The sequence below is a fragment of the Novilysobacter erysipheiresistens genome (genome assembly GCF_036663935.1).
GTDB lineage: Bacteria > Pseudomonadota > Gammaproteobacteria > Xanthomonadales > Xanthomonadaceae > Novilysobacter > Novilysobacter erysipheiresistens.
On record NZ_JAXGFP010000002.1, the window covers coordinates 467,691 to 489,108 of the forward strand.

Annotated in this window: 21 protein-coding genes; 7 read left to right on the forward strand and 14 right to left on the reverse strand. The window is 68.6% G+C overall.

Annotated elements, in window-relative coordinates; all coding sequences use genetic code 11:
* Positions 1-990 (forward strand): GlxA family transcriptional regulator, encoded by a 990-nt coding sequence (locus SNE34_RS05285; RefSeq protein ID WP_332615362.1) that lies wholly within the window; start codon positions 1-3, stop codon positions 988-990.
* Between the two features lie 102 nt (positions 991-1,092).
* A complete protein-coding gene (locus SNE34_RS05290; protein ID WP_332615363.1) occupies positions 1,093-2,121 on the forward strand; it encodes a DJ-1/PfpI family protein in 1,029 nt (342 codons plus the stop codon).
* On the opposite strand, the gene SNE34_RS05295 is transcribed toward SNE34_RS05290, so the two are convergent.
* The gene (locus SNE34_RS05295) at positions 2,102-2,515 is read right to left on the reverse strand and encodes a VOC family protein (protein ID WP_332615364.1); all 414 of its coding nucleotides are present in this window, start codon (positions 2,513-2,515) and stop codon (positions 2,102-2,104) included. The genes SNE34_RS05290 and SNE34_RS05295 overlap by 20 nt on opposite strands.
* 36 nt (positions 2,516-2,551) lie before the next feature.
* Here SNE34_RS05295 and SNE34_RS05300 point away from each other — a divergent pair, with 36 nt between their 5' ends.
* Both SNE34_RS05300 and SNE34_RS05305 read left to right on the forward strand, forming a co-directional pair.
* Entirely contained in the window at positions 2,552-2,902 is a 351-nt protein-coding gene (locus SNE34_RS05300) for a nucleotide pyrophosphohydrolase (RefSeq protein ID WP_332615366.1), read from the forward strand.
* Between the two features lie 93 nt (positions 2,903-2,995).
* A complete protein-coding gene (locus SNE34_RS05305; protein ID WP_332615367.1) occupies positions 2,996-4,021 on the forward strand; it encodes a magnesium transporter CorA family protein in 1,026 nt (341 codons plus the stop codon).
* A gap of 3 nt (positions 4,022-4,024) precedes the next feature.
* Here SNE34_RS05305 and SNE34_RS05310 read toward each other — a convergent pair whose 3' ends face one another.
* The 3 genes from SNE34_RS05310 to SNE34_RS05320 are packed head-to-tail and all read right to left on the reverse strand — an operon-like array spanning position 4,025 to position 6,887.
* On the reverse strand, positions 4,025-5,545 hold the full coding sequence (locus SNE34_RS05310) for a sensor histidine kinase (protein ID WP_425604455.1): 1,521 nt from the start codon (positions 5,543-5,545) through the stop codon (positions 4,025-4,027).
* A 50-nt stretch (positions 5,546-5,595) separates the two neighbouring features.
* Positions 5,596-6,348: an anti-sigma factor family protein gene (locus SNE34_RS05315; protein ID WP_332615371.1), complete on the reverse strand. Its 753-nt coding sequence runs from the start codon at positions 6,346-6,348 to the stop codon at positions 5,596-5,598.
* The gene (locus SNE34_RS05320) at positions 6,345-6,887 is read right to left on the reverse strand and encodes a sigma-70 family RNA polymerase sigma factor (protein WP_332615373.1); all 543 of its coding nucleotides are present in this window, start codon (positions 6,885-6,887) and stop codon (positions 6,345-6,347) included. Before SNE34_RS05320 ends, SNE34_RS05315 begins: the two co-directional genes overlap by 4 nt.
* Positions 6,888-6,998: 111 nt before the next feature.
* On the opposite strand from SNE34_RS05320, the gene SNE34_RS05325 reads away from it, so the two are divergent.
* The 3 genes from SNE34_RS05325 to SNE34_RS05335 all read left to right on the forward strand — a co-directional run bounded on the left by SNE34_RS05325 (position 6,999) and on the right by SNE34_RS05335 (position 10,094).
* On the forward strand, positions 6,999-8,333 hold the full coding sequence (locus SNE34_RS05325; RefSeq protein ID WP_332615374.1) for a S8 family serine peptidase: 1,335 nt from the start codon (positions 6,999-7,001) through the stop codon (positions 8,331-8,333).
* 102 nt (positions 8,334-8,435) lie between these two features.
* A complete protein-coding gene (locus tag SNE34_RS05330; protein ID WP_332615375.1) occupies positions 8,436-9,218 on the forward strand; it encodes a hypothetical protein in 783 nt (260 codons plus the stop codon).
* 105 nt (positions 9,219-9,323) lie between these two features.
* The gene (locus tag SNE34_RS05335; protein ID WP_332615376.1) at positions 9,324-10,094 is read left to right on the forward strand and encodes a transporter; all 771 of its coding nucleotides are present in this window, start codon (positions 9,324-9,326) and stop codon (positions 10,092-10,094) included.
* On the opposite strand, the gene SNE34_RS05340 is transcribed toward SNE34_RS05335, so the two are convergent.
* The 10 genes from SNE34_RS05340 to ftsH all read right to left on the reverse strand — a co-directional run bounded on the left by SNE34_RS05340 (position 10,091) and on the right by ftsH (position 21,411).
* Positions 10,091-11,383, reverse strand: coding sequence for an adenylosuccinate synthase (locus SNE34_RS05340; RefSeq protein ID WP_332615377.1), 1,293 nt, complete (start codon positions 11,381-11,383; stop codon positions 10,091-10,093). The genes SNE34_RS05335 and SNE34_RS05340 overlap by 4 nt on opposite strands.
* A 144-nt stretch (positions 11,384-11,527) precedes the next feature.
* Entirely contained in the window at positions 11,528-11,719 is a 192-nt protein-coding gene (locus tag SNE34_RS05345) for a DUF2065 domain-containing protein (protein WP_332615379.1), read from the reverse strand.
* Between the two features lie 28 nt (positions 11,720-11,747).
* Positions 11,748-12,611 (reverse strand): protease modulator HflC, encoded by an 864-nt coding sequence (gene hflC, locus SNE34_RS05350; protein ID WP_332615382.1) that lies wholly within the window; start codon positions 12,609-12,611, stop codon positions 11,748-11,750.
* Complete coding sequence (hflK, locus tag SNE34_RS05355; RefSeq protein WP_332615383.1) at positions 12,608-13,735, reverse strand: FtsH protease activity modulator HflK; 1,128 nt, start codon at positions 13,733-13,735, stop codon at positions 12,608-12,610. Before hflK ends, hflC begins: the two co-directional genes overlap by 4 nt.
* A 117-nt stretch (positions 13,736-13,852) precedes the next feature.
* Entirely contained in the window at positions 13,853-15,205 is a 1,353-nt protein-coding gene (hflX, locus tag SNE34_RS05360; RefSeq protein WP_332615385.1) for a ribosome rescue GTPase HflX, read from the reverse strand.
* Positions 15,206-15,313: 108 nt separating this feature from the next.
* Positions 15,314-15,616, reverse strand: a complete 303-nt coding sequence (hfq, locus tag SNE34_RS05365; RefSeq protein ID WP_332615387.1) for an RNA chaperone Hfq — start codon at positions 15,614-15,616, stop codon at positions 15,314-15,316.
* A gap of 177 nt (positions 15,617-15,793) precedes the next feature.
* On the reverse strand, positions 15,794-16,747 hold the full coding sequence (gene miaA, locus SNE34_RS05370; RefSeq protein ID WP_332615389.1) for a tRNA (adenosine(37)-N6)-dimethylallyltransferase MiaA: 954 nt from the start codon (positions 16,745-16,747) through the stop codon (positions 15,794-15,796).
* 74 nt (positions 16,748-16,821) lie between these two features.
* Complete coding sequence (gene putP, locus SNE34_RS05375) at positions 16,822-18,330, reverse strand: sodium/proline symporter PutP (RefSeq protein ID WP_332615391.1); 1,509 nt, start codon at positions 18,328-18,330, stop codon at positions 16,822-16,824.
* 198 nt (positions 18,331-18,528) lie between these two features.
* Complete coding sequence (gene folP, locus SNE34_RS05380) at positions 18,529-19,428, reverse strand: dihydropteroate synthase (protein WP_332615393.1); 900 nt, start codon at positions 19,426-19,428, stop codon at positions 18,529-18,531.
* Between the two features lie 72 nt (positions 19,429-19,500).
* Positions 19,501-21,411 (reverse strand): ATP-dependent zinc metalloprotease FtsH, encoded by a 1,911-nt coding sequence (gene ftsH, locus SNE34_RS05385; RefSeq protein WP_332615395.1) that lies wholly within the window; start codon positions 21,409-21,411, stop codon positions 19,501-19,503.
* Positions 21,412-21,418: the final 7 nt, after the last annotated feature.

Sequence of the window (21,418 nt, forward strand, 5' to 3'; positions counted from 1 at the left end):
GTGAACGCTTCGCCGCGCGTGATCTGCATGTTCGCCTATGCGGATGCCCAGTCGCTCGACATCATCGGCCCGATGGAGGTATTCGCCCTCGCCAGTCGACAAGCCCAGGAAGACGATCCGCGTCAGCCGCCGCTGTATGAAGTGCGCGTTGTAGCCAGAAGCTCCCAGCCGATCACCGTCGCTTCGGGCATACGCATCCTCCCCGACATCACCTGCGCCGAACTGCAGGAGACTGTCGACACCCTGCTGGTCAGCGGTGGCATGGGCGACTCGCTGGACCGCGTTCGTGAAGACACCTGGCTGCTCGCGTGGTTGCGGCAGGCGGCTACGCGAGTCCGTCGCATCGGGTCGGTCTGCAGTGGTGCGCTGCTGCTTGCCGAGGCCGGGGTACTCGACGGCCGCCAAGCCACCACCCACTGGGACGATGTGGCCGAACTGAAGCTGCGCTACCCCAGCGTGCGGGTCCTGCCCGACGCCATCTACACTCGCGATGCACACGTGTGGACGTCCGCAGGCATCACCGCCGGCATGGATCTCGCGCTGGCGATGGTCGCCGCCGACTACGGCCAGCCGCTGGCATTAAAGGTCGCCAAACGCATGGTGATGGTCAGCAAACGCTCGGGCGGACAAAGCCAGTTCAGCCGGCAACTCGACGAACTTGACCTGCCCGATCATTTCGCGCGACTGGCCGACTGGATCCGCGCCCATCTGCGCACCCGGCTGGATGTCGATCTGCTGGCGCAGCAAGTGCACATGAGCCCGCGCCAGTTCAACCGACGGTTCAAGGCCGCATTCGGCATGACCCCGCAGAAATACGTCGAGCACCTGCGTGTCGAAGAGGCCAAGCCGCTTCTGGAAAGTACCGGCAAGAGCCTCCAGCGGATCGCGATCGACTGTGGCTTTTCCTCCGGCGAATCGCTGCGGCGCGCGTTCGTGCAACAACTTGGCATCCGCCCGATCGAGTACCGGCAGCACTTCAGCGCGGCCTGACGCTCGCCGCCCACGTGTCTGGATTGACCACCGGCTTGTCCGCATCTGCCGGTGGCGCGGCGCCATCATGGGACTTGGCCAAGCGTCATATGGAGATCAGTCATGCGTAGTCCGGTGGCGGTAATCAGCATCGTGTTCGCCCTTATGTTTTCTTCTGCACTGACCCGCCCGGCTTTTGCGGGGAACGCGCCGACTTCCCAGCCCGAAGTGACTGTCGGAATCGTGTTGTTCGACGGCGTGCAGATAATCGACTTCGCCGGTCCTTACGAAGTCTTTGGCACGGCCGGGTTCGGCGTGGTCACCCTCACGCGCGACGGCAAGCCGATTACCACGGCGATGGGACTTCGCGTCACCCCGGACCATGACTTCGCCAGTGCCCCGGCGTTCGATGTGCTGCTGGTGCCGGGCGGCGATGTCGGCGACGCGCAGCAGGACCCGGCCCTGCTGGACTTCATCCGCTCGCGCGCGGCAAACGCCGAGCATGTGCTGTCGGTCTGCACCGGCGCGCACGTGCTTGGTGCTGCCGGGCTGCTGGATGGGCTAAAAGCCACGACGTTTACGCCCCGCATCGATCAGCTCGCGCGGCAATACCCCAAGATCAACGTGATTCGCGACGTGCGCTGGGCCGACAACGGCAAGATCATCACTTCCGCTGGCCTGTCATCCGGACTTGATGCCGCCCTGCATGTGGTTGACCGTTTGCGCGGTACCGACGTGGCTCGCAGCACTGCCCTGCACCTGGAATACGACTGGCAGCCCAAAGGCGGTTTCGTGCGCAGTCGCATGGCCGACCGCTACATGCCTGGGCTGCGGGGCGTGGCCTGGCCCGAGGGCACAGAGTTCGATCGCACCGTCTCGGTGGGGGACGAGCGAGCATGGCGCATGCATTACAACGTCACCAGCCCGGCTACTCGAGACGCCCTGATGCAATTGATCATCGAAGGCATCCAGTCCGAAGGCGGTTGGACCCGCATGCCGGGCGCCGGCACCTATCGCTGGGAAGGCGAGAGGGAAAACCGGCGTGTCGTGCTGAGCTTCACGCCCACGCCGTTCGAGACCACCGATGGCTTCGGGCTCGAAGTGACGCTGGACGCGAACGACGCGCTGCCGGTCAGTCCGGCGGCCCCTTGAGCTCCACCACGTTGCCTTCCGGATCGGACAGGTACTGCGACGGCCCCTCCCCCATCGCGCCGTAGCGCGAACCGAACTCGCCCACCTGCACGCCATGCGCCTGCAGGTGGGCGACGATGGTCTCGCGGTCGAACGGCAGCACCTGCAGGCACAGGTGGTCCATGTTGCGGCCTTCCGCCCCCGGCGCGGCGCCACCCATACGCCCGAGTTTGCCCTCGACATCGACCAGGTCGATCAGCGAGTCGCCGGCGCGCAGTTGCAGCAGGCCGATCGCCTCCTGCCGCTTCTCGACCGCGCAGCCGAGGACATCGCAATAGAACGCCTGCATCGCCGCCACGTCGCGGACGCGCAGGACCACGTGGTCGAGACGCTGGAGGGAGAAGGGGATGGTCATGGGCTTAGGATAGCCGGACACCGCCGGGACCCGCACATGAGTCAGGACATCGATGCACTGCAAACCGCCCTGCGCGAATTCGCCCGCGAGCGCGATTGGGGGCAGTTCCACTCCCCGAAGAACCTGGCCGCCGCGCTGTCGGTGGAAGCGGCCGAACTGCTGGAACACTTCCAGTGGCTGACCGAGGCGCAGAGCCGCGATCTGCCGGGCGACAAGCGCGGGCCGGTCGCCGAGGAACTGGCCGACGTGCTGATCTACGTGTTGCAGCTGGCCGACAAGCTGGGCATCGATCCGGTGGATGCTGCGTGGCGCAAGATGGAAGCCAACGCGAAGAAGTATCCGGTGGCGCGGTCGAAGGGGCGGATTACGAAGTACAACGAGCTTTGACGTCCCGCACCCGCGCGCCGCGCGTGCTTCACCCTGCTTTTATTGACCCCGGCACATTGTCGGGTTCCCGCGGTCCGCCCGCCCGATCCCGCCATGCCGAACGACCCGCCAGCTTCGACCGGCCATTACGCCATCCTGTTCGACGCCGACGGCGAGGACCGGCGCTTGGCGCTGGACGAACTCGCCGGGTTGCAACCGGACGACTCCCAATTGCTCTGGGTCGACTTGCGGGCACCCGATTCCGACATGCTGGACAAGGTGTGGCAAGCGTTCGATTTGCCCGCGCGCTCGCGAACCGCGATCGCCAAGGACGTCACCCAGCCGGCGCTGGGCAAGAACGGCGAAGTGTTCTGGGTCCGGGTCGCGGCGCTCGCCCGGGATCGGCAGGACGATGACGCCAAGGCGCGCCGGGAGGCGCGGGCGCGGCCAAAGGGGGTGGTGCTGGCGATCATCGCGGGCAAGCGCTTCGTGCTTACCATCCACGACGAACCGGTGGAGCACCTGGACGAACAACGCAACCGCGAGGATGTCGACTCGCACGTCGGCGCGCTGTCGGCCGAGAGCTTCACCGTCGCGCTGCTGGACTGGCAGCTGTCGACCTACTTCGATGCGGTGGGCGATTTCGAGCTGGAGATCGAACGGCTGGAGGTGAGCATCCTGTCGGATCGCCAGCTCGATTGCCTCTCGCAGTTGCGCCAGTTGCGCAAGGGCGCCTCACGCTTGCGCCGCATGTTGGCGCAGCACCGGGTGGTGTTCGATGGCATGTCGCGCCCGGACTTCCGGCCGACCGAGGGCAAGGATGCCGACCGCCATTTCGAAAAGCTGGACATCCATTTCGAGCGCGCGATGGACGTGGTCGAAAACGCCCGTGAGCTGGTGGTGGGCAGCTTCGAATTGTTCAGCAGCCAGGCCGCGCTGCAGACCAACAAGTCGATGGCGATCCTGACGTTCGCGACCGTGGTGCTGGGCATGCTCGCGGTACTGGCCGGGATACTGGGGATGAACTTCGACGCCGCGTTCTTCGACACCAAGACCACAGGGTTCATGGTGGCCGCGGGGGCAATGCTGTTGCTGGGGATCATCGCGCTGGCCATCGGGCGCGCGCGGCACTGGTTCTGACCGCTACCCGTCGCGCTGGATCAGCGGAAGCCGCACCACGAACTCGACGCCCTTGCCGGGCTCGCCGCTACTGAAGGCACTGACTTCGCCGCCGTGGCGCTGCACCATTTGGTGGACCATGCTCAGGCCGATGCCCAGGCCGCCATGGTGTCCTACGGTGCTCTTCTCACTCTGGGCGAACAGCTTGAAGACGTAGGCCAGCTCCTCGGGTGCGATACCGGGCCCGTTGTCGGCGACGGACAATTCGACGCGGTCGCCGCGAGGTACCAGCGTCACCGACACCCGGCCGCCGTCGGGAGTGAACTTGGCGGCGTTGTGCAGCAGGTTGTTGAGCACCTGCACCAGCCGTACGCGGTCGCCCATCACCACCAGCGGTTCCCGCGGCACTTCCACCTCAAGACCGTGGCTCCGTGCCTGCAACGTCGAGGACATTGCTTCCACGCTTTCGGCCACCACCTGCTGCATTTCGACCGGCTGGCGTTCGAGGTGGACCTTGCCGGTGACGATGCGGCCTACGTCGAGCAGGTCATCGACCAGGCGCCCCAGGTGCGCGACCTGGCGGGCGAGGATGTCGCGGGTGCGGCGCATCGGTTCGGAGACGGACTCCTCCAGCCGCATGATCGACACCGCATTGGCAATGGGCGCGAGCGGATTGCGCAGCTCGTGGCCGAGCAGCGCGAGGAACTGGTAGAGATAGCGCTCCTGGGTTTCCAGGGTGTCGATGCGACAGCGGTCGGTGAGGTCACGAGTGACCTTGGCGAAGCCGTAGTGACGGCCGTGTCCGTCGTACAGCGACGTAATGACCACGCTCGCCCAGAACCGGCTGCCGTCCTTGCGGATACGCCAGCCTTCGTCCTCGAAGCGTCCGTCGCGCAGCGCGTATTCCAATTCCTGCACGGGCCAGCCTTCGTCGATCTTTTCCTGCGGGTAGAACACCGAAAAATGCTGGCCGATGATTTCCTCGGCGGTATACCCCTTGTTGATCTGGGCGCCGAGGTTCCAGCTGGCGACATAGCCATCGGGGTCGAGCATGAAAATGGCGTAGTCGCGGACCCCTTCCACGATCAGGCGGAAGCGCTCCTCGCTCCGACGCAGCATTTCCTCGTGTCGGCGGCGCGCTGTCAGGTCGCGGGCGACCTTGGCGAACCCGCGATGCCGGCCGCTCTCGTCGAACAGCGCGGTGATCACGACGCTGGCCCAGAACCGGCTGCCATCCTTGCGGATGCGCCAGTCCTCGTCTTCGAACCGCCCCAGCCGTACCGCCTCGCTCAGCTCCCTGGCGGGAAAGCCGATGTCGATCATCTGCTGCGGGTAGAAGACTTCGAAGCTGCGGCCGATGATTTCCTCGGGGCGGTAGCCCTTGAGCTTCTGCGCGCCGACGTTCCAGGAGCGCACGTGCCCGTGAGGATCCAGCAGGAAGATCGCGTAGTCGGAGATCGACTCCACCATTAGGCGGTAGTCGGCGTTCTCGACGGGTGGCGGGGAACCGTGGGTCACGGGGACAAGTGAAGGTTTCAACGGCATCTGATCCCCGATGGGCCTGCCACGATAGTCGATTCTCCGTTGAATGCGGGTTAACGCCAGCCGGCCTCGCGGGCGTGGCGTTCGCCGGCCGCGTCGAGCGGGTCGCCCCGCAGTCGCGCATCAACTTCCGACAGTATCGCCGGCGGCAGCGGCGACGATGCGAGCCGGAGCTCGCCACCGCTGGGAGGGGCCTCGCCCAGTGCGCTGACGCGCCAGCCATCGTCCGCGCGGCAGGCCAGCCCGGCGACCGCGCGCGGCGGTGCCAGCACGAAGGTGCGGCAGTAGTGGCCGTCGCGGGCGCGGAAACTCAAGCCGACCGAGACTGGCCCCGGCCCGGCGCCTTCGCTGGCCAGTTGGTTGTCGAGTGCTTGGGCGAGTTCGGCGCGGGCGACCAGGCCGTCGCCGGACATCTCCAGCAGCGCTGGCGGCGCGTCCGGCCGCAGCCAAGGCGCGACCAAAACGCCGATCGCGAGCGACGCGGCCAGTGCGGTCCATTCCGGCCAGCGCCAGCCGCGGCGTGGTATGCGGGTCTCGCGGGACGCGCGCAGCGGCACCACGGTGGTCTCGGCATCCGGGGTCGCGTGGGCGGCGCCGGCGTTGGCCGCCGCGAGCAGCCGTTCGGGCACCGGCTCGTCGAGTACCGGTGCGTAGGTCTGTTGCAGCCGCTGGCGCAAGCCGCGTTGCGCGGCGACGGCGTTGGCCAACGCCCGGTCCTCGCGCATCGCCTGCTCGACCGCGGCCACGCCTTCGGCATCGAGCTCGCCGTCCACGTAGGCCATCAGGGTTTCGTCGGATACCTTCATTCGCGGGTGTCTCCAAGCATGCGTTGCAGGGCGTCGCGGCCGCGGGCGAGGCGGCTGGTGAGGGTGCCGACCGGGACGTCCAGCGCGGCCGCGGCCTCCCTGTAGGACAGCCCCTCGACCAGCACCAGCGCCACCGCGACCCGTTGTTCCTCCGGCAACTTCATCATCGCCGCCTCCACCGACAGCACCACCGCGTGGGCGTCGACATGGGCATGGCCCACGTGTTCGCCCTGTTCTTCCGGGGCGAACATCCGCCCACGTCGCTGGCGGGCGCGCGCCTCGTCCAGCCAGGCGTTGCGGACGATGCCGAACAGCCATGGTTCCAGCCCGCCCTGCTCCTCGCGCCACTGCGACGATCGCAGCAGCGCGCGTTCGACCGCGATCTGCACCAGGTCGTCCGCGTCCTGCGGATGGCCGGTGAGGCTGCGGGCGAATCGCCGCATCCGCGGCAGCAGTTCGCACAGTCGTTGCTGCATCGGGGGGACGGTTTCCGGGGCCTTCATCTGTTCAATACGTCCGAAGCGGGTGATTTCTTCCATTCAGCGTGGACATCGTCGGGGGCGGTAGGCTGGCCTCCGCGGGTTGCGCCGGATGCTAGCACCGGGGCTGCCTGCGACTCGTCCATTCCGTTGCCGGATATCGTGTCCACCATGTTTGCTGCCCACTACGTGCGTTGGTTGTCGTTGCTGCTTTCGGCGTTGGTGCTGGCGACATCGATGCCGGCGCGTGCGCAACTGGTGGGCGGTTTGCCGGGCGCGGGGCCCATCCAGTCGACGCTGCCACCGGTCCGGCGCCGGCTGCCGCCGGCGGTGCGCGAAGTGGTGTCGGAAACCGTGCCCGAGGCGGTGACGGACGCGGCGGGCGACGTGGCGTCGCGGGTCCGCACGCCGGAGATCGAGCGCCTGCTCAGGCGCCACCGCGACGTGCTCGACACCGACCACGCCGGCGCGCCGGTGGTACGCAACCAAGTGGTCGCGATCGACCCCACCGACGCCGCACTGGCACGCGCGCTCGGCGCGGGTTTCCGCATCGGTGACGCGCGCACGCTGGACCCGCTGGGTTTGCGCATCGTGGTCCTGCATGGCCCCGAAGGTGTCGGCACCCGCTCGGCGCTGGCGCGATTGCGCACCCTCGATCCGTCCGGTAGCTATGATTTCAACCATCTCTACTTTGGCTCCGGCGGTGCCGCGTCCGGGTCGGGTCAAGCACCGGACGCCCCGTCCACGGCCACCGCGTCGGCCCGGGTCGGCCTGATCGACAGCGGCGTGGCCCGCGACCATCCCGCACTGGCCGGGGTCGATGTCCGCAGCTGGGGTTGTGACGGCACACCGGTACCCGCCGCGCACGGCAGCGCGGTCGCATCGCTGCTGGTGGGCGCGAACGATGGACCGGCGCCGTCGGGCACCACCCTGTTCGCGGCCGACATCTATTGCGGGCGACCGACCGGCGGCGCGGTGACGGGTTATGCGGAGGCGATGGCCTGGCTGGCGCGGCACGGGGTCGGGGTGATCAACCTGAGCCTGGTCGGGCCGCCGAATGCATTGCTGCAGCGCGCGACGGCGGCACTGGTGTCGCGCGGGCACGTGCTGGTCGCCGCGGTCGGCAACGACGGCCCGGCGGCGCCGCCGCTGTTTCCCGCGGCCTACCCCGGGGTCATCGGGGTGACCGGCGTCGACCCGCGCAAGCGCGCATTGCCCGAAGCGGTGCGCGGGACGCAGGTGGACTTCGCCGCGCCGGGCAGCAACCTGCGCGCGGCGCGGCTCGACGGCGGTTGGGACACGGTGCGTGGCACCTCGTTCGCCGCACCGCTGGTCGCCCGCGCGGCTGCCGCGCAGGTCCGCGAGCCCGGCGACGGCCGCGCCGCCCGGGTCCGTGCGCAGTTGGCCGAGCGCGCGCTGGACCTGGGCGACCAAGGTCGCGATGACACCTATGGGCTTGGTTGGCTCGCGCCCGCCGCGTCCATCGCATCGGCCGGGCCGGACTGAACGAAACCTGACCCGGGCCGGATGGGTGGGAAGAAACCCGCGACCCCGTTCGTAATCCCCTCGAAAGCCGCGGATGTGCCGCGGCCGAAAGGAGTACGAACAATGAATTCCAAGATCCTGTTGCCCAGTGTCCTGTTCACCGCCCTGCTCGCCGCCAGCCCGATGGCGGCCGCGCAGGATGCCTCCACCAACGCCAACGCGACCGCCGATGCCGCCGCCCAGGCCACCGCGCCGGATGCGCGACTGGCGCAGCGGTATGCGCAGCTGGCCGGCTCCACCGAGGCGGCGGCCGAACTGGTCGGGCGCCTGCACGGCACCGCCGCCGACGGCCGCGCGATGGCCTACGGCGAGATCGATACCGCGCTGGCACTGTCGGGCGCGCTGGTCGAGTCCGGCAATGCGGCGAACTTCGACACCGCCGTCGACACCGTGACCGGCCTGCGCGCCGAAGGCATGGGCTGGGGCCGGATCGCGCAGGAGCTGGATGTCGACCTGGGCGCGGCAGTCGCGACCGCGCACCGCGTCGACATCGCCTCGTCGGCGACCGGCGCGGCCGAGACCGGACTGTCGGTCGCCGGGCAGGCTCAGGCCGGCATCGATGGCGCGCTCGACGGCGCTGCGAACGCAGTCAATGGCGCGGTAGATGGCGTGAGCTCGGGCGCGGCGAACGCGCGTACCGAGGTAGAGCGCCGCGCCGCCGGTGCCCGCGTCGATGCGGGTGTCGACATCGGTGTCGGTGCCCGCGGTGCGGCCCAGGACCGCCCGGCCGGCACCGAAGCGGGCGTGGGGATCGGCGTGGACCTGGGCGCATCGGGTCGGGTGGACCTCCCGCAACGCCCGGTGCGCCCGGAGCGTGGCGGCCTGCTCGGCGGCGGCCTGCTCTGATACATGCCACGCGATGACATCCGCCGGGCGCCGATCGGTGCCCGGCGGCTTCCTGCCCCTTCAAAGGCCAGACACATGATGCGTACGACTTTATTCCTCGCCGCCATGGCAGCGGCTGGCTTCGCCTACGCCACCGACACCACTCTCGGCGTCGGCGTGGACTACAGCCGCGGCGACTACGGCAGCGACATCGACACCGAAATCCTGTCCGTCCCGGTCACCGCGCGCGTGCAAAACGGCAACTGGCGACTCAGCGCCAGCGTGCCGTGGCTGCGGGTGTCGGGCGATCCCAACGTACTGCCTGCGGTGGGCGCCGTGCCGAACCTCAATCCGCTCGGCCGCGGTCGCGACGGCCTGCTGGACCCGACACCCGACGCCGACGCCGAAGCCGAACGCGGCAGCGCATCGGGTATCGGCGACGTCACGGTTGTCGCCGCCTACTCCGTTCCCACCGACAGCGCGATCGGCATCGACCTTGGGGTCAAGGCCAAGCTCGCCACCGCCGACGAGGACAAGGGCCTGGGCACCGGCGCGAACGACTACGGCGTCAGCGTCGACCTGTATCGCGACTTCGACGGCACCGTCGTGTTTGGCGGCGTCGCCCATACCTGGCTCGGCAGTTCGACCTTCATCGACGTCGACAGCATCCAGGGCGGCAACCTCGGTCTCAGCCGGCAGGCCGGCCGCGGCAAGCTCGGCATGATGTACGAACATCGCACCGCCGCCGCGAGCGGACTGGGCGACCGGCGCGAGGCCGTGGGTTTCTACAGTCTGCCCACGACCAGCGGTGGCCGGCTGCAGGTGTATGCCAGCCACGGGCTGTCCGACGGTGGTCCGGACTGGGGTGCGGGAATTGCGGTCAGCGCCGGGTTCTAGGCCCAGGGATCCCGCAACACGATATTGGCGTCACGGTCCGGCCCGGTCGACACCATCGCCAGCGGGCAACCCGACAGCTCCTCCAGCGCACGCAGGTAGGCGCGGGCGGCGGCGGGGAGCTTGTCCCATTCGGTGATGCCGTGGGTGCTCTCCTCCCAGCCGGGGAACTCCAGGTACACCGGCACACACTCGTCCCAGCCCTGCGCGTCCAACGGCGCGTATTCGGTCTGCTTGCCGCGGTACTGGTAGCCGATGCACATCTTCAGGGTCGGCATGCCGTCGAGGATGTCGAGCTTGGTGATGCACAAGCCGCTGATGCCGTTGATCGCGACCGCGCGCTTGAGCGCGACGATGTCGATCCAGCCGCAGCGGCGCGGGCGGCCGGTGGTGGCGCCGTATTCCTGGCCGCGGTCGCGGATGCCCTGGCCCACTTCATCGTGCAGCTCGGTCGGGAACGGGCCGCCGCCGACGCGGGTGGCGTAGGCCTTGGCGATGCCGAGCACGTAGTCGATCGAATCCGCGCCCACGCCGGTGCCGGCCAGCGCGCCGCCGACGGTGGTGTTGGAGCTGGTGACGTACGGGTAGGTGCCGTGGTCGATGTCGAGCAGCGAGCCCTGCGCGCCTTCGAACAGCACGCGCGCGCCCTGCTTGCGCAGGTCATGCAGGATGCCGGCGACGTCGGACTTCATCGGCTCGACGTAGTCGCCGAACGCCAGCGCCTCGTCGAGGGTCTGCTGGAAGTCGACCGGCTCGACGCCGAGGTACTTGGTCAGCACGAAATTGTGGTAATCGAGCGCGGCACGCAGCTTCTCGGCCAGTTGCTCGGGGTAATGCAGGTCGGCGATACGGATGCCGCGACGGGCGACCTTGTCCTCGTAGGCCGGGCCGATGCCGCGGCCGGTGGTGCCGATCGCCTTGCCGCCGGCGGCCTTCTCGCGGGCCTGATCGAGGGCGACGTGGTACGGCATGATCAGCGGCGTGGCCGGGCTGATCTTCAGGCGGCTGCGGACCTCGACGCCCTCGGCCTCGAGCTCGGCGATCTCCTTCTGCAGCGCGCCGGGGTGCAGCACCACGCCGTTGCCGATCAGGCACAGCGCGTCGTCGCGCAGGATGCCGGAGGGGATCAGGTGCAGCACGGTCTTCTTGCCGTTGATGACCAGGGTGTGGCCGGCGTTGTGGCCGCCCTGGAAGCGCACGACCGCGCCAATGTCCTGCGTCAGCAGGTCGACGATCTTGCCCTTGCCTTCATCGCCCCACTGGGCACCGAGAACGACGACTGACTGACCCATTGCGATGCTCCTGAAGCATTGAGGAGGCCGGAGGGGACCGGCCCGGGCGGAAGGTTCCGCGCACAGAAAAAGCCGGGCGGGGAATGTCCCCAGCCGGCTTTTGTGCATTATCCGGGTTTTGGGGCGCGGGGGCCAGCCCGGCGGTTACAGCAGGCGGCGGACCAGCAGCAGGGCGATCAGGCCGGCGCCGAGCACAACCCCGCCGAGGATCCGCAATTGACGGTCGCCCATCGACTGCAACTGCTCGGCGGCACGCTTCCAGCCGCCGGGGGCGACGAACAGGAACAGACCCTCCAGCACCGCGACCAGGCACAGCGCCGACAGCAGCTCGACCATCAACGCCTCCCTGCCCCGGCCGCGGCGATCAGTTGTCGTCGCCGAGGTACTGCAGGAACGCATCGTCGCGATCGAGCACGATCACGCCGTTGCCGTCCTCGAACGACTTGCGGTACGCCTCCAGGCTGCGCTGGAACGCGTAGAACGCCGGGTCCTTCTGCGCCGCCTCGGCATAGATGCCTGTGGCGGTGGCATCGCCTTCGCCGCGCAGGCGCTGGGCGTCGCGCTCGGCCTCGGCCAGGATCACCGCACGCTGCTTGTCGGCCTGCGCACGCACGGTCTGGGCCTGTTCGGCACCCTCGGCGCGCAAACGGCTGGCAACCTCGTGGCGCTGGGCGCGCATGCGGCGGTAGACATCGGTGATCACCTGGCTGTCGGTCGGCAGGTCGATCTGCTTGATCCGCAAATCGACGATCGCCACGCCGACGGTGCTGGCGCCCTTGTTGATGGCTTCCAGCTGCGGGCCGATGATCTCGGAGCGGTCGCCCGAGACGATCTCGGTCAGGGTGCGCGCGTTGATCTCATTGCGCAGCGAGTCCTTGATGATCGGCGCGAGGCGGTCGATGGCGATGCTCTCGTCACCGCCGGTGGCGCGGTAGAACGCGCGCACGTCCTCGATCATGCCGACCGCGAAGAAGTCGACCGCGACGTCCTTGCGCTCGGAGGTCAGGTAGCGCTCGGGTTCGGCATCGAGCACCTGCAGGCGGCGATCGAACACCATCGCCCGCTCGATGATTGGCCACTTGAAGTGCAGGCCCGGGTCGATCCCGGTGCGGTCGACCCGGCCCAGGTTGAGCACCATCGCGACCTGGCCCTCGCGGACCACATAAGTCGATCCCATCAGCGCCAGCAACACGGCGACGGCCACTGCCATCCATACGGAAAATTTCATCGGATCACCTCCTCGCGGCCGCTGCGCGGGGTGCGGCCGCTGCGGGTGCTATCGGAACCGGCCGGCGGGGTCGAGGTGACCTCCGGCGCCAGCACGTCGGGCGTCAGCAGCGGCGGCTGGGCGGACGCGGAACCGCCCTGGCCTTCCATCGGCACGTAGATCAGCTGGCGCGAATCGCCGCCTACGATTTTGCGGTTGCCGGCCAGCACCTCTTCCACGGTCTCCAGCCACAGGCGCTTGCGGGTGACCTGCGGAGCGTCCTGGTACTCCTCGACCAGCATCGAGAAGCGGTCGGCGTTACCTTGCGCCTGCGCCACCACGGCGGTCTTGTAGCCCTCGGCGGTGGTGCGGATGCGGGCCGCCTGGCCACGCGCCTCGGGCACCACCTGGGCGGCGTAGGCCTGGGCCTCGCTGATCAGTCGGTCCTGGTCCTGCTGGGCGCTGTTGACGTCGTCGAACGCCGGCTTGACCTCTTCCGGCGGACGCGCGTTCGGCAGGTTCATCTCGGTCACCACCAGGCCGGTGCGGTAGGCCTCGAGCGAGGCCTGCAGTTGCTGACGCGCCGACGCGGCCAGTGCGCCGCGGGCGCCCAGCACGGTGTCGAGGGTGGAGCGACCGACCTGCTCGCGCACGGTGCTCAGCGCCGCCTGCTGCAGCACGGCGTCGGCGTCGCGGGTGCCGAACAGGTATTTCACCGGATCGCTGACCCGGTACTGCACGTTGATGTCGACCTGGACGATGTTCTCGTCGCGGGTCAGCACCGGCACGCTGGTGCTGAAGGTCTTGATCGCGGTCGCGTTGACCTTGGTCACCGTCTCGATCGGCCACGGCAGCTTGAAGTGCGGGCCCGGCTGCAGCACGCGGCTGACCTCGCCGAAACGCAGGACCACGCCGCGCTGCTGTTCGGTGATCAGCACGAAGCAGTTGAAAGCCAGCCACAGACCGACCGCCAGCAGTACCCAGCGGCCGATGTTGGCACCGCCGCCACCGCCGTCACGGCCGCCAAACAGGCCGCGCAGCTGGTCGATGATGGCGTCCAGCGGATTGCCGTCGGTGCCGCGTCGCGGTGGACGACCGCCCGCGGAGCCGCCGGGGTTGTCGCTGCCAGGGGTGTTCCAGGCCATGCCTGCTCCTCAGAAGGTGGGTGCGACGATTGCGCTGTCCCTGCCATTGCGCAGGCGACCGATGATTCTAGGTGAAGGCTGTCCGGGCCTCAAACCAGCCGGACCCGGCGCGCCTGGTCAAACCACGTCCACGCCGAAATCGGGCTCGCCCGACATCGACCGATCCAGCGCCGCGCCGTCCAGCAGCGGTCGCAAGGCTTCGCCGTGGGCCTGCACGTAGAGGCGCTGGGCGTCGACCTCGGCCAGGTCGAGCTGCAGGTGCCAGCCGTCCTCGCTGGCCTGCTCGCCGACCACCGCGCCCAACTCGTGCAGGCGAGCGCGCAGGCGGCCGGCGCTGGCCGGCAGGTCGATGCTGCCGACCACGTGGCGCATCTCCAGCGCCTCGCCGATCGCGCCGCGCAGCAGGTCCAGTCCGCTGCCGTCACGCGCCGACAGCCACACCCGCGGGTGGCCTTCGGCCGGCCGGTCGGTGCGCGGTTGCATCGGGCCGGCGCCGTTGTCGTCGAGCCGGTCGATCTTGTTGAATACCAGCACCTGCGGGATGTCGCCGGCGCCGATCTCGGCGAGCACCTCGTCGACCTGGGTGATGCGCTCGTCACGCAACGGGTCGGCGGCATCGATCACGTGCAGCAGCAGGTCGGCCTCGCGGGCCTCGCTCAGGGTCGAGCGGAACGCGGCGACCAGTTCATGCGGGAGGTCGCGGACGAAGCCGACGGTGTCGGCCAGCACCACGCCGCCGCCGGGCAGGTCGATCCGGCGCACGGTCGGATCGAGGGTGGCGAACAACTGGTCGGCGGCGTAGGCCTCGGCGCCGGTGAGGGCGTTGAACAGGGTCGACTTGCCGGCGTTGGTGTAGCCGACCAGCGCGACCCGCGGCAGTTCGCTGCGCACGCGGGCGCGGCGCTGCTGGGTACGCTGCACCTGGACCTTGTCGAGGCGGACCTGCAGTTGTTCCAGGCGCTTCTGCAGCAATCGGCGATCGGTTTCGAGCTGGGTTTCACCGGGACCGCGCAGGCCGATCGAACCGCCGCGCTGGCGTTCCAGGTGGGTCCAGCCGCGGATCAGGCGGGTAGCCATGTGGCGCAACTGGGCGAGCTCGACCTGCAGCTTGCCCTCGTGGCTGTGCGCGCGCATCGCGAATATGTCGAGGATCAGCCCGGTGCGGTCGACCACCCGGCGCTGCAACGCGCGCTCGAGGTTGCGCTCCTGGCTCGGGCTCAACGGATGGTTGACCAGGATCAGGTCGGCGCCGCTGGCATCGGCGGCGGCCTTGACCTCTTCGAGCTTGCCACTGCCGATCAGGATCGCGGCATTGGGCTTGTCGATCCGCGCAGTCAGCACCGCCGCCACGCTGGCGCCGGCGGTGCGGGCAAGATCGGCGAATTCCTCCAGCAAGCCCTCGTCGGGCGGGCCGCCGGCGTGGGGCTGGATCAGCAGGGCGTGTTCGCCCTTGCGGGAACGTTCAAACAAGGGCGAAGGTCTCTGGGCGCGAATTCGGCATGTTCAGCAGATGGTTGCGCCACCGGCGCAAATCAAGTGCAGACCGCCGACGGCCCGGACCGCCGTTCACCGCCGCGATCACTCGTCGTCGTGGCTCTCGTGGCCGTTGCCGTTGCCGTTGTGGCCGGCATCGCCGCCCTCGCCGTGCTGGACGTAGCCGCCGCCCGGCCCGACGCGGACGTTGCGCGCCGGCACCACGGTCGAGATCGCGTGCTTGTAGACCATCTGGCTGACCGTGTTGCGCAGCAGCACCACGAACTGGTCGAACGACTCGACCGTGCCCTGCAACTTGATGCCGTTGACCAGGTACACCGACACCGGCACGCGCTCACGGCGCAACGCGTTCAGGAAAGGATCCTGCAAAGATTGTCCCTTGGACATCGAATTTTCCCCGCTTTGGTTTCTAGTTATGGGCGGCGCCCGTTCCACCGGCCGTCGCATCGCCGGGAGCTGTCCCCACAGCGGCGATGCCGCGATGGTAGCGCAACTGGCGCCGTGCGGCGGTTTGTTCGCGGCCCATTGCGGGTGGCCGTGGCGAGACGTGACCGGGTCGACGGATTAGGCGCGTGGCAGGAACATCGACAGCGCGGTTTCCAGACCCGCGCGTTCGGTCAACGGGTCGAACCACCGCGCGTCCAGCTCGCCGCGCAGCCAGGTGAACTGGCGCTTGGCCAGTTGCCGGGTGGCCCAGATGCTCTGGGCGCGAAATTCGGCGGCGTCGGTGGCGCCGTCGAGGTGCTGCCAGGCCTGGCGGTAGCCGACCGCACGCAGCGCCGGCAGTTCCAGCGGATCGGGATGGGCCTGCAGTTGCGGCAGCGCGCGCAGCCGTCGGACCTCGTCGAGGAAGCCGGCCTCCAGCATCAGGTCGAAACGGCGTTCGATGCGCTCGTGCAGCACCGCCCGGTCCGGCGGCGCCAGCACCAGCTTGAGTACCTTGAATGGCAACCGCGGTGGCGGCGGGTCGGAACGCCAACCGGTGATGGTGCGACCCGACAACCGATGGACCTCGAGTGCGCGCTGGATCCGCTGGACGTCGGTGGCGTGGATGCGGGCGCCGGATGCGGGATCGATCGCGGACAGTTCGGCGTGCAACGTGGCCCAGCCGCGAGTCTCGGCCTCGGCGGCCAGTTGTGCGCGCGTCGCCGGGTCGGCCCCCGGCATCGACGACAGGCCATGCAGCAACGCCTGGAAATACAGGCCGGTGCCGCCGGCGAGGATCGGCAACTTGCCGCGCGCGGCGATGTCGTCCAATGCCACGCGGGCATCGAGCGCGAATGCGGCCGCCGAGTACGGCTGCCACGGCTCGCGAATGTCGACGAGGTGGTGCGGTACCAGCGCCAGCTCGGCCGCGTCGGGTTTTGCAGCGCCGATGTCGAGGCCGCGGTAGACCAGCGCCGAGTCGACACTGACGATCTCGCCGCCGAGACGTTGCGCCCAGTCGAGCGCGAGCGCGGTCTTGCCCGAGGCGGTCGGCCCCATCAGTGCGATCGCCAGCGGACGCGTGTCGTTCATGGCCGAGCTTTGGTGAGCGGGGATCCGCGGATGGGTGCAGCGCGCCGCCCCGTAGGGCAACGCGCTGCCGGCGATCAATAACCGGTTTCGCGTAGGCTCTGACGCACCTGCTGGTGCAGTACCTGGATGTCCTGCGGCGGCTCGCGGCCGAGACGGCTGACGATGATGATGCCGAGGGTGGCGACGATGAAGCCCGGCACGATTTCATACAGCGCCGAGCCGAACTGGTCGACCGCGACCAGCTTCCACGCGATCACGGTCGCTGCGCCAAGCACGATGCCGGCCAGCGCGCCGTTGCGGGTCATGCGCTGCCAGAACAGCGACAGCAGCACCACCGGCCCGAACGCGGCGCCGAACCCGGCCCAGGCGTAGCTGACCAGCCCGAGCACGCGGCTGTCGGGATCGCGCGCCAGCCACAGCGCCACCAGCGCGATCAGTGCCACCGACGCGCGGCCGGCCCAGACCAGCTCGCGCTGGCTCGCGGCCTTGCGCAGGAAGCCGCGGTAGAAGTCCTCGGTCATGACGCTGGCGCACACCAGCAGTTGGCACGACAGCGTGCTCATCACCGCGGCGAGGATCGCCGACAGCAGCACGCCCGCCACCCACGGGTTGAACAGCAGGCTCGCCAGTTCGATGAACACACGCTCGGAGTTGGCGTCGACCGGGCCGGCCTGGCCCGGGTTGTTGGCGAAGTAGGCGATGCCGAAGAAGCCCACGCCGAGCGAGCCGACCAGGCACAGGATCATCCAGGTCATGCCGATCCGGCGCGCCGCCGGGATGCTCTTGACGCTGTCGGCAGCCATGAAGCGCGCGAGGATGTGCGGCTGGCCGAAGTAACCCAGGCCCCACGCGAGCGCGGACACCACGCCGACCAGGCCCAGGGCACCGCCGTCGAACCAGTCGAGCCGGCTCGCGTCGAAGGCGCGGACCACGTCGACGGTGGCCTCGAAGCCGCCGTTGTTCATCAGGATGATGCTCGGCGCCAGCAGCAACGCGAAGAACATCAGGCCGGCCTGCAGGGTGTCGGTCCAGCTGACGGCGAGGAAGCCGCCGACCAGGGTGTAGATGATGGTCGCGGCCGCGCCCCACCACAGCGCTTGCTCGTACGGCAGGCCGAACACGCTCTCGAACAATCGCGCCCCGGCAACGACGCCGGAGGCGCAATACACCGCGAAGAACACCAGGATCACGATCGCCGACAGCACCCGCAGCAGGCGGTCGTGGTCGGCGAAGCGGTTGGTGAAGTAGTCGGGGATGGTCAGCGAGTCACCCGCGCGTTCGGTGTAGATGCGCAACGGCCCGGCCACCCAGCGCCAGTTGGCGTAGGCGCCGAGGATCAGGCCGATCGCGATCCAGCTCTCGGACAGGCCGCCGACGTACATCGCGCCGGGCAGGCCCATCAGCAGCCAGCCGCTCATGTCGGACGCACCGGCGGCGAGCGCCACCACCCAGGGGCCGAGCGAGCGGCCACCGAGGATGTAGTCGTCGAAATCCTTGGTTGATTTCCACGCGATGAATCCGATCAGGACGACCACGCCCAGGTAGATCCCGAACGTGACAAGTAGCGGCGTGCTGGCGGTCATAGGCAAGAAACTCCCCGTATTGCGAATGGGGCCGCCGGGCGACCCGCGAATGGGCCAGCCTAACGCACCTGCGCCTTCGATTCAGCCCGGGTTATTCACAGTCGCTGTGGACAACGGGTCGGCTCAAGCTGTGGACAACTTCCGATGGCCCCGCCCCGCCGGCCTTCCGGTTACCGTGGCGAATTCTTCGCCAGCCAGTCAGTCCTCGTCGGGCCAGCGGATCGTCGGCGCGGAGGTTCGTGGCTTGGGCATCGGCTGCGCCGCCACCGCATTCCACACCTTGAGCGCGTCGACGGTCGCGGCGACGTCATGCACTCGCAGCAGCCGCGCGCCGCGCTGGGCCGCGACCAGGTGCGCGGCGACCGAACCGTGCACGCGTTCGCGCGGGTCGTCGCGACCGGTCAACTCACCGATCGACTTTTTGCGCGACAGCCCCGCCAGCAGCGGCACCCCGAGTTCATCGAAACGGTGCAACTGCGCCAGCAGCGCGAGGTTGTGGTCGAGAGTCTTGCCGAAACCGAAGCCCGGGTCGACCACGATGCGCTTCTTGTCGATCCCGGACATCTCGGCGGCGAAGATGCGCTCGGCGAGGAAGCGGAACACTTCCGAGACCACGTCGTCGTAGCGCGGCTGCGCCTGCATGTCGCGCGGCTCGCCCTGCATGTGCATCAGCACCACCGGCACGCCGAGCGCGGCGGCGGCGTCGAGCGCGCCGTCGCGGCGCAAGCCGTAGACGTCGTTGATCATGCCAGCGCCGGCGGCAATCGCGGCACGCATGACCTCGGGCTTGGAGGTGTCGATGCTGATCGGCAGCGCGGTCTCGCTGGCCAGCCGTTCGATCACCGGAATCACCCGGCGCAACTCCTCCTCGACCGGCACGTCGGCCGCGCCCGGACGGGTCGACTCGCCACCGATGTCGAGGATGTCGGCGCCCTCGCCCGCCAGCCGCAGGCCGTGCGCGACCGCGGCCTGCAGGGTGTCGTGGGCACCGCCGTCGGAGAACGAGTCCGGGGTGACGTTGACGATGCCCATCACCCGCGGGCGATCGAGCACCAGCGCGCGGCCGTTGCAGTCCAGGGTCGGGGCGGTGTCGAACATCGCGCTGCTCAATAAAAAAGGCCAGAGCGGACTCTGGCCTTTCGATTCACCGCTGACAAGCGCGGCGCGACGTCAGGTCTGCGCCGCCGGCCCGCCGATCGCGCCGGCGCTGCCACCGCGGTCGTCCTTGGAGGTCTTGCCCGACTTGATCCAGTCCGCCGGTGGACCCGGGTCGCGGCCTTCCATGATCGCGTCGATCTGCTTGGCGTCGATGGTCTCGTACTGCAACAACGCCTCCGCCATGGCGTGCAGCTTGTCGAGGTTGCCCTTGAGGATCTCGGTGGTGCGGTTGTAGGCCTTGTCCAGGATGCCGCGCACGACCTCGTCGATCTTGCGCGCGGTGTCGTCCGACACGCTCTTGTGCTGGGTGACCGAACGGCCGAGGAACACCTCGTCGTCCTCCTCGCTGTAGGCGATCGGACCCATCTCGTCGCTCAGGCCCCACTTGGTGACCATGTTGCGCGCCATCTTGGTCGCCCGCTCGATGTCGTTGCTGGCACCGGTGGTGACCTTGTCGTTGCCGAAGATCAGCTCCTCGGCGACGCGACCGCCGTACAGCGAGCACAACTGCGACTGGATCGCGGTGCGGTTGTAGCTGTACTTGTCGCCCTCGGGCAGGTACATGGTCACACCCAGCGCGCGACCGCGCGGAATGATCGTGACCTTGTAGACCGGGTCGTGCTCGGGCACGACGCGGCCGACGATCGCGTGGCCGGCCTCGTGGTAGGCGGTGAGCTTCTTCTCGTCCTCGCTCATCGCCATCGAGCGGTTCTCGGTGCCCATCATGATCTTGTCGCGGGCCTTGTCGAAGTGCTCCATGCGCACGTCCTTGGCGTTCTCGCGCGCGGCGAACAACGCGGCCTCGTTGACCAGGTTGGCCAGGTCGGCGCCACTGAAACCGGGGGTGCCACGGGCGATCGTCATCGGCTCGACGTCGTCCGACAGCGGCACCTTGCGCATATGCACGCGCAGGATCTGCTCGCGGCCGCGAACGTCGGGCAGGCCGACCACGACCTGGCGGTCGAAGCGGCCCGGGCGCAGCAACGCGGGATCGAGCACGTCGGGACGGTTGGTCGCGGCAATGACAATGACGCCCTCGCCGCCCTCGAAGCCGTCCATCTCGACCAGCAACTGGTTTAGGGTCTGCTCGCGCTCGTCATGGCCACCGCCGAGGCCGGCACCGCGATGGCGGCCGACCGCGTCGATCTCGTCGATGAAGATGATGCACGGCGCCTGCTTCTTGGCCTGGTCGAACATGTCACGCACGCGCGAGGCGCCGACGCCGACGAACATCTCGACGAAGTCGGAACCGGAGATGCTGAAGAACGGCACCTTGGCCTCGCCGGCGATCGCACGCGCCAGCAGGGTCTTGCCGGTGCCCGGCGGGCCGACCATCAGCACGCCGCGCGGGATCTTGCCGCCAAGCTTCTGGAAGCGGCCCGGGTCGCGCAGGAACTCGACCAGCTCGCCGACTTCTTCTTTCGCCTCGTCGCAACCGGCAACATCGGCCAAGGTGACCTTGACCTGATCCTCGCCCTGCATCTTGGCGCGCGACTTGCCGAAGCTCATCGCGCCCTTGCTGCCGCCCTGCTGCATCTGCCGCATGACGAAGATCCAGAACGCGATGATCAGGATGATCGGCAGGAAGTTGAGCAGCAGCGACCAGAACGACGGCCCGCCCGGCGGCGTCTGCGTGATCGCGACGTCGTGCTGCAGCAGGTCGGTGATGAGGTCCTTGTCTTCCGGCTTGTAGGTGGTGAAGGTTTCACCATTCTTGCGCTTGCCGGTGATCGTGGTGCGATCCTCGCCGATCTTGACGCTCTCGATGGCGTCAGCCTGGACCTGCTCGACGAACTGGCTGTAGGCCAGCGGCTCGGTGCTGCCGCCACCGCCCGCGGTACGCGGCCCGAACGCCTGGAACACCACCATCAGCACGACGGCGACGATTACCCAGAGCAGCAGATTCTTGGCCAGATCGTTCATTTGTTTC

Coding starts and splice junctions, on each gene's coding strand:
- SNE34_RS05345 (WP_332615379.1), bottom strand. CDS start 11,719: ATGGTCGAGCTGCTGTCGGCGCTGTGCCTGGTCGCGGTGCTGGAGGGT.
- SNE34_RS05330 (WP_332615375.1), top strand. CDS start 8,436: ATGAATTCCAAGATCCTGTTGCCCAGTGTCCTGTTCACCGCCCTGCTC.
- SNE34_RS05320 (WP_332615373.1), bottom strand. CDS start 6,887: ATGGAAGAAATCACCCGCTTCGGACGTATTGAACAGATGAAGGCCCCG.
- folP (WP_332615393.1), bottom strand. CDS start 19,428: ATGTTCGACACCGCCCCGACCCTGGACTGCAACGGCCGCGCGCTGGTG.
- SNE34_RS05300 (WP_332615366.1), top strand. CDS start 2,552: ATGAGTCAGGACATCGATGCACTGCAAACCGCCCTGCGCGAATTCGCC.
- putP (WP_332615391.1), bottom strand. CDS start 18,330: ATGACCGCCAGCACGCCGCTACTTGTCACGTTCGGGATCTACCTGGGC.
- SNE34_RS05315 (WP_332615371.1), bottom strand. CDS start 6,348: ATGAAGGTATCCGACGAAACCCTGATGGCCTACGTGGACGGCGAGCTC.
- SNE34_RS05340 (WP_332615377.1), bottom strand. CDS start 11,383: ATGGGTCAGTCAGTCGTCGTTCTCGGTGCCCAGTGGGGCGATGAAGGC.
- ftsH (WP_332615395.1), bottom strand. CDS start 21,411: ATGAACGATCTGGCCAAGAATCTGCTGCTCTGGGTAATCGTCGCCGTC.
- hflK (WP_332615383.1), bottom strand. CDS start 13,735: ATGGCCTGGAACACCCCTGGCAGCGACAACCCCGGCGGCTCCGCGGGC.
- miaA (WP_332615389.1), bottom strand. CDS start 16,747: ATGAACGACACGCGTCCGCTGGCGATCGCACTGATGGGGCCGACCGCC.
- hfq (WP_332615387.1), bottom strand. CDS start 15,616: ATGTCCAAGGGACAATCTTTGCAGGATCCTTTCCTGAACGCGTTGCGC.
- SNE34_RS05325 (WP_332615374.1), top strand. CDS start 6,999: ATGTTTGCTGCCCACTACGTGCGTTGGTTGTCGTTGCTGCTTTCGGCG.
- SNE34_RS05305 (WP_332615367.1), top strand. CDS start 2,996: ATGCCGAACGACCCGCCAGCTTCGACCGGCCATTACGCCATCCTGTTC.
- SNE34_RS05295 (WP_332615364.1), bottom strand. CDS start 2,515: ATGACCATCCCCTTCTCCCTCCAGCGTCTCGACCACGTGGTCCTGCGC.
- SNE34_RS05290 (WP_332615363.1), top strand. CDS start 1,093: ATGCGTAGTCCGGTGGCGGTAATCAGCATCGTGTTCGCCCTTATGTTT.
- SNE34_RS05310 (WP_425604455.1), bottom strand. CDS start 5,545: ATGCCGTTGAAACCTTCACTTGTCCCCGTGACCCACGGTTCCCCGCCA.
- SNE34_RS05335 (WP_332615376.1), top strand. CDS start 9,324: ATGGCAGCGGCTGGCTTCGCCTACGCCACCGACACCACTCTCGGCGTC.
- hflC (WP_332615382.1), bottom strand. CDS start 12,611: ATGAAATTTTCCGTATGGATGGCAGTGGCCGTCGCCGTGTTGCTGGCG.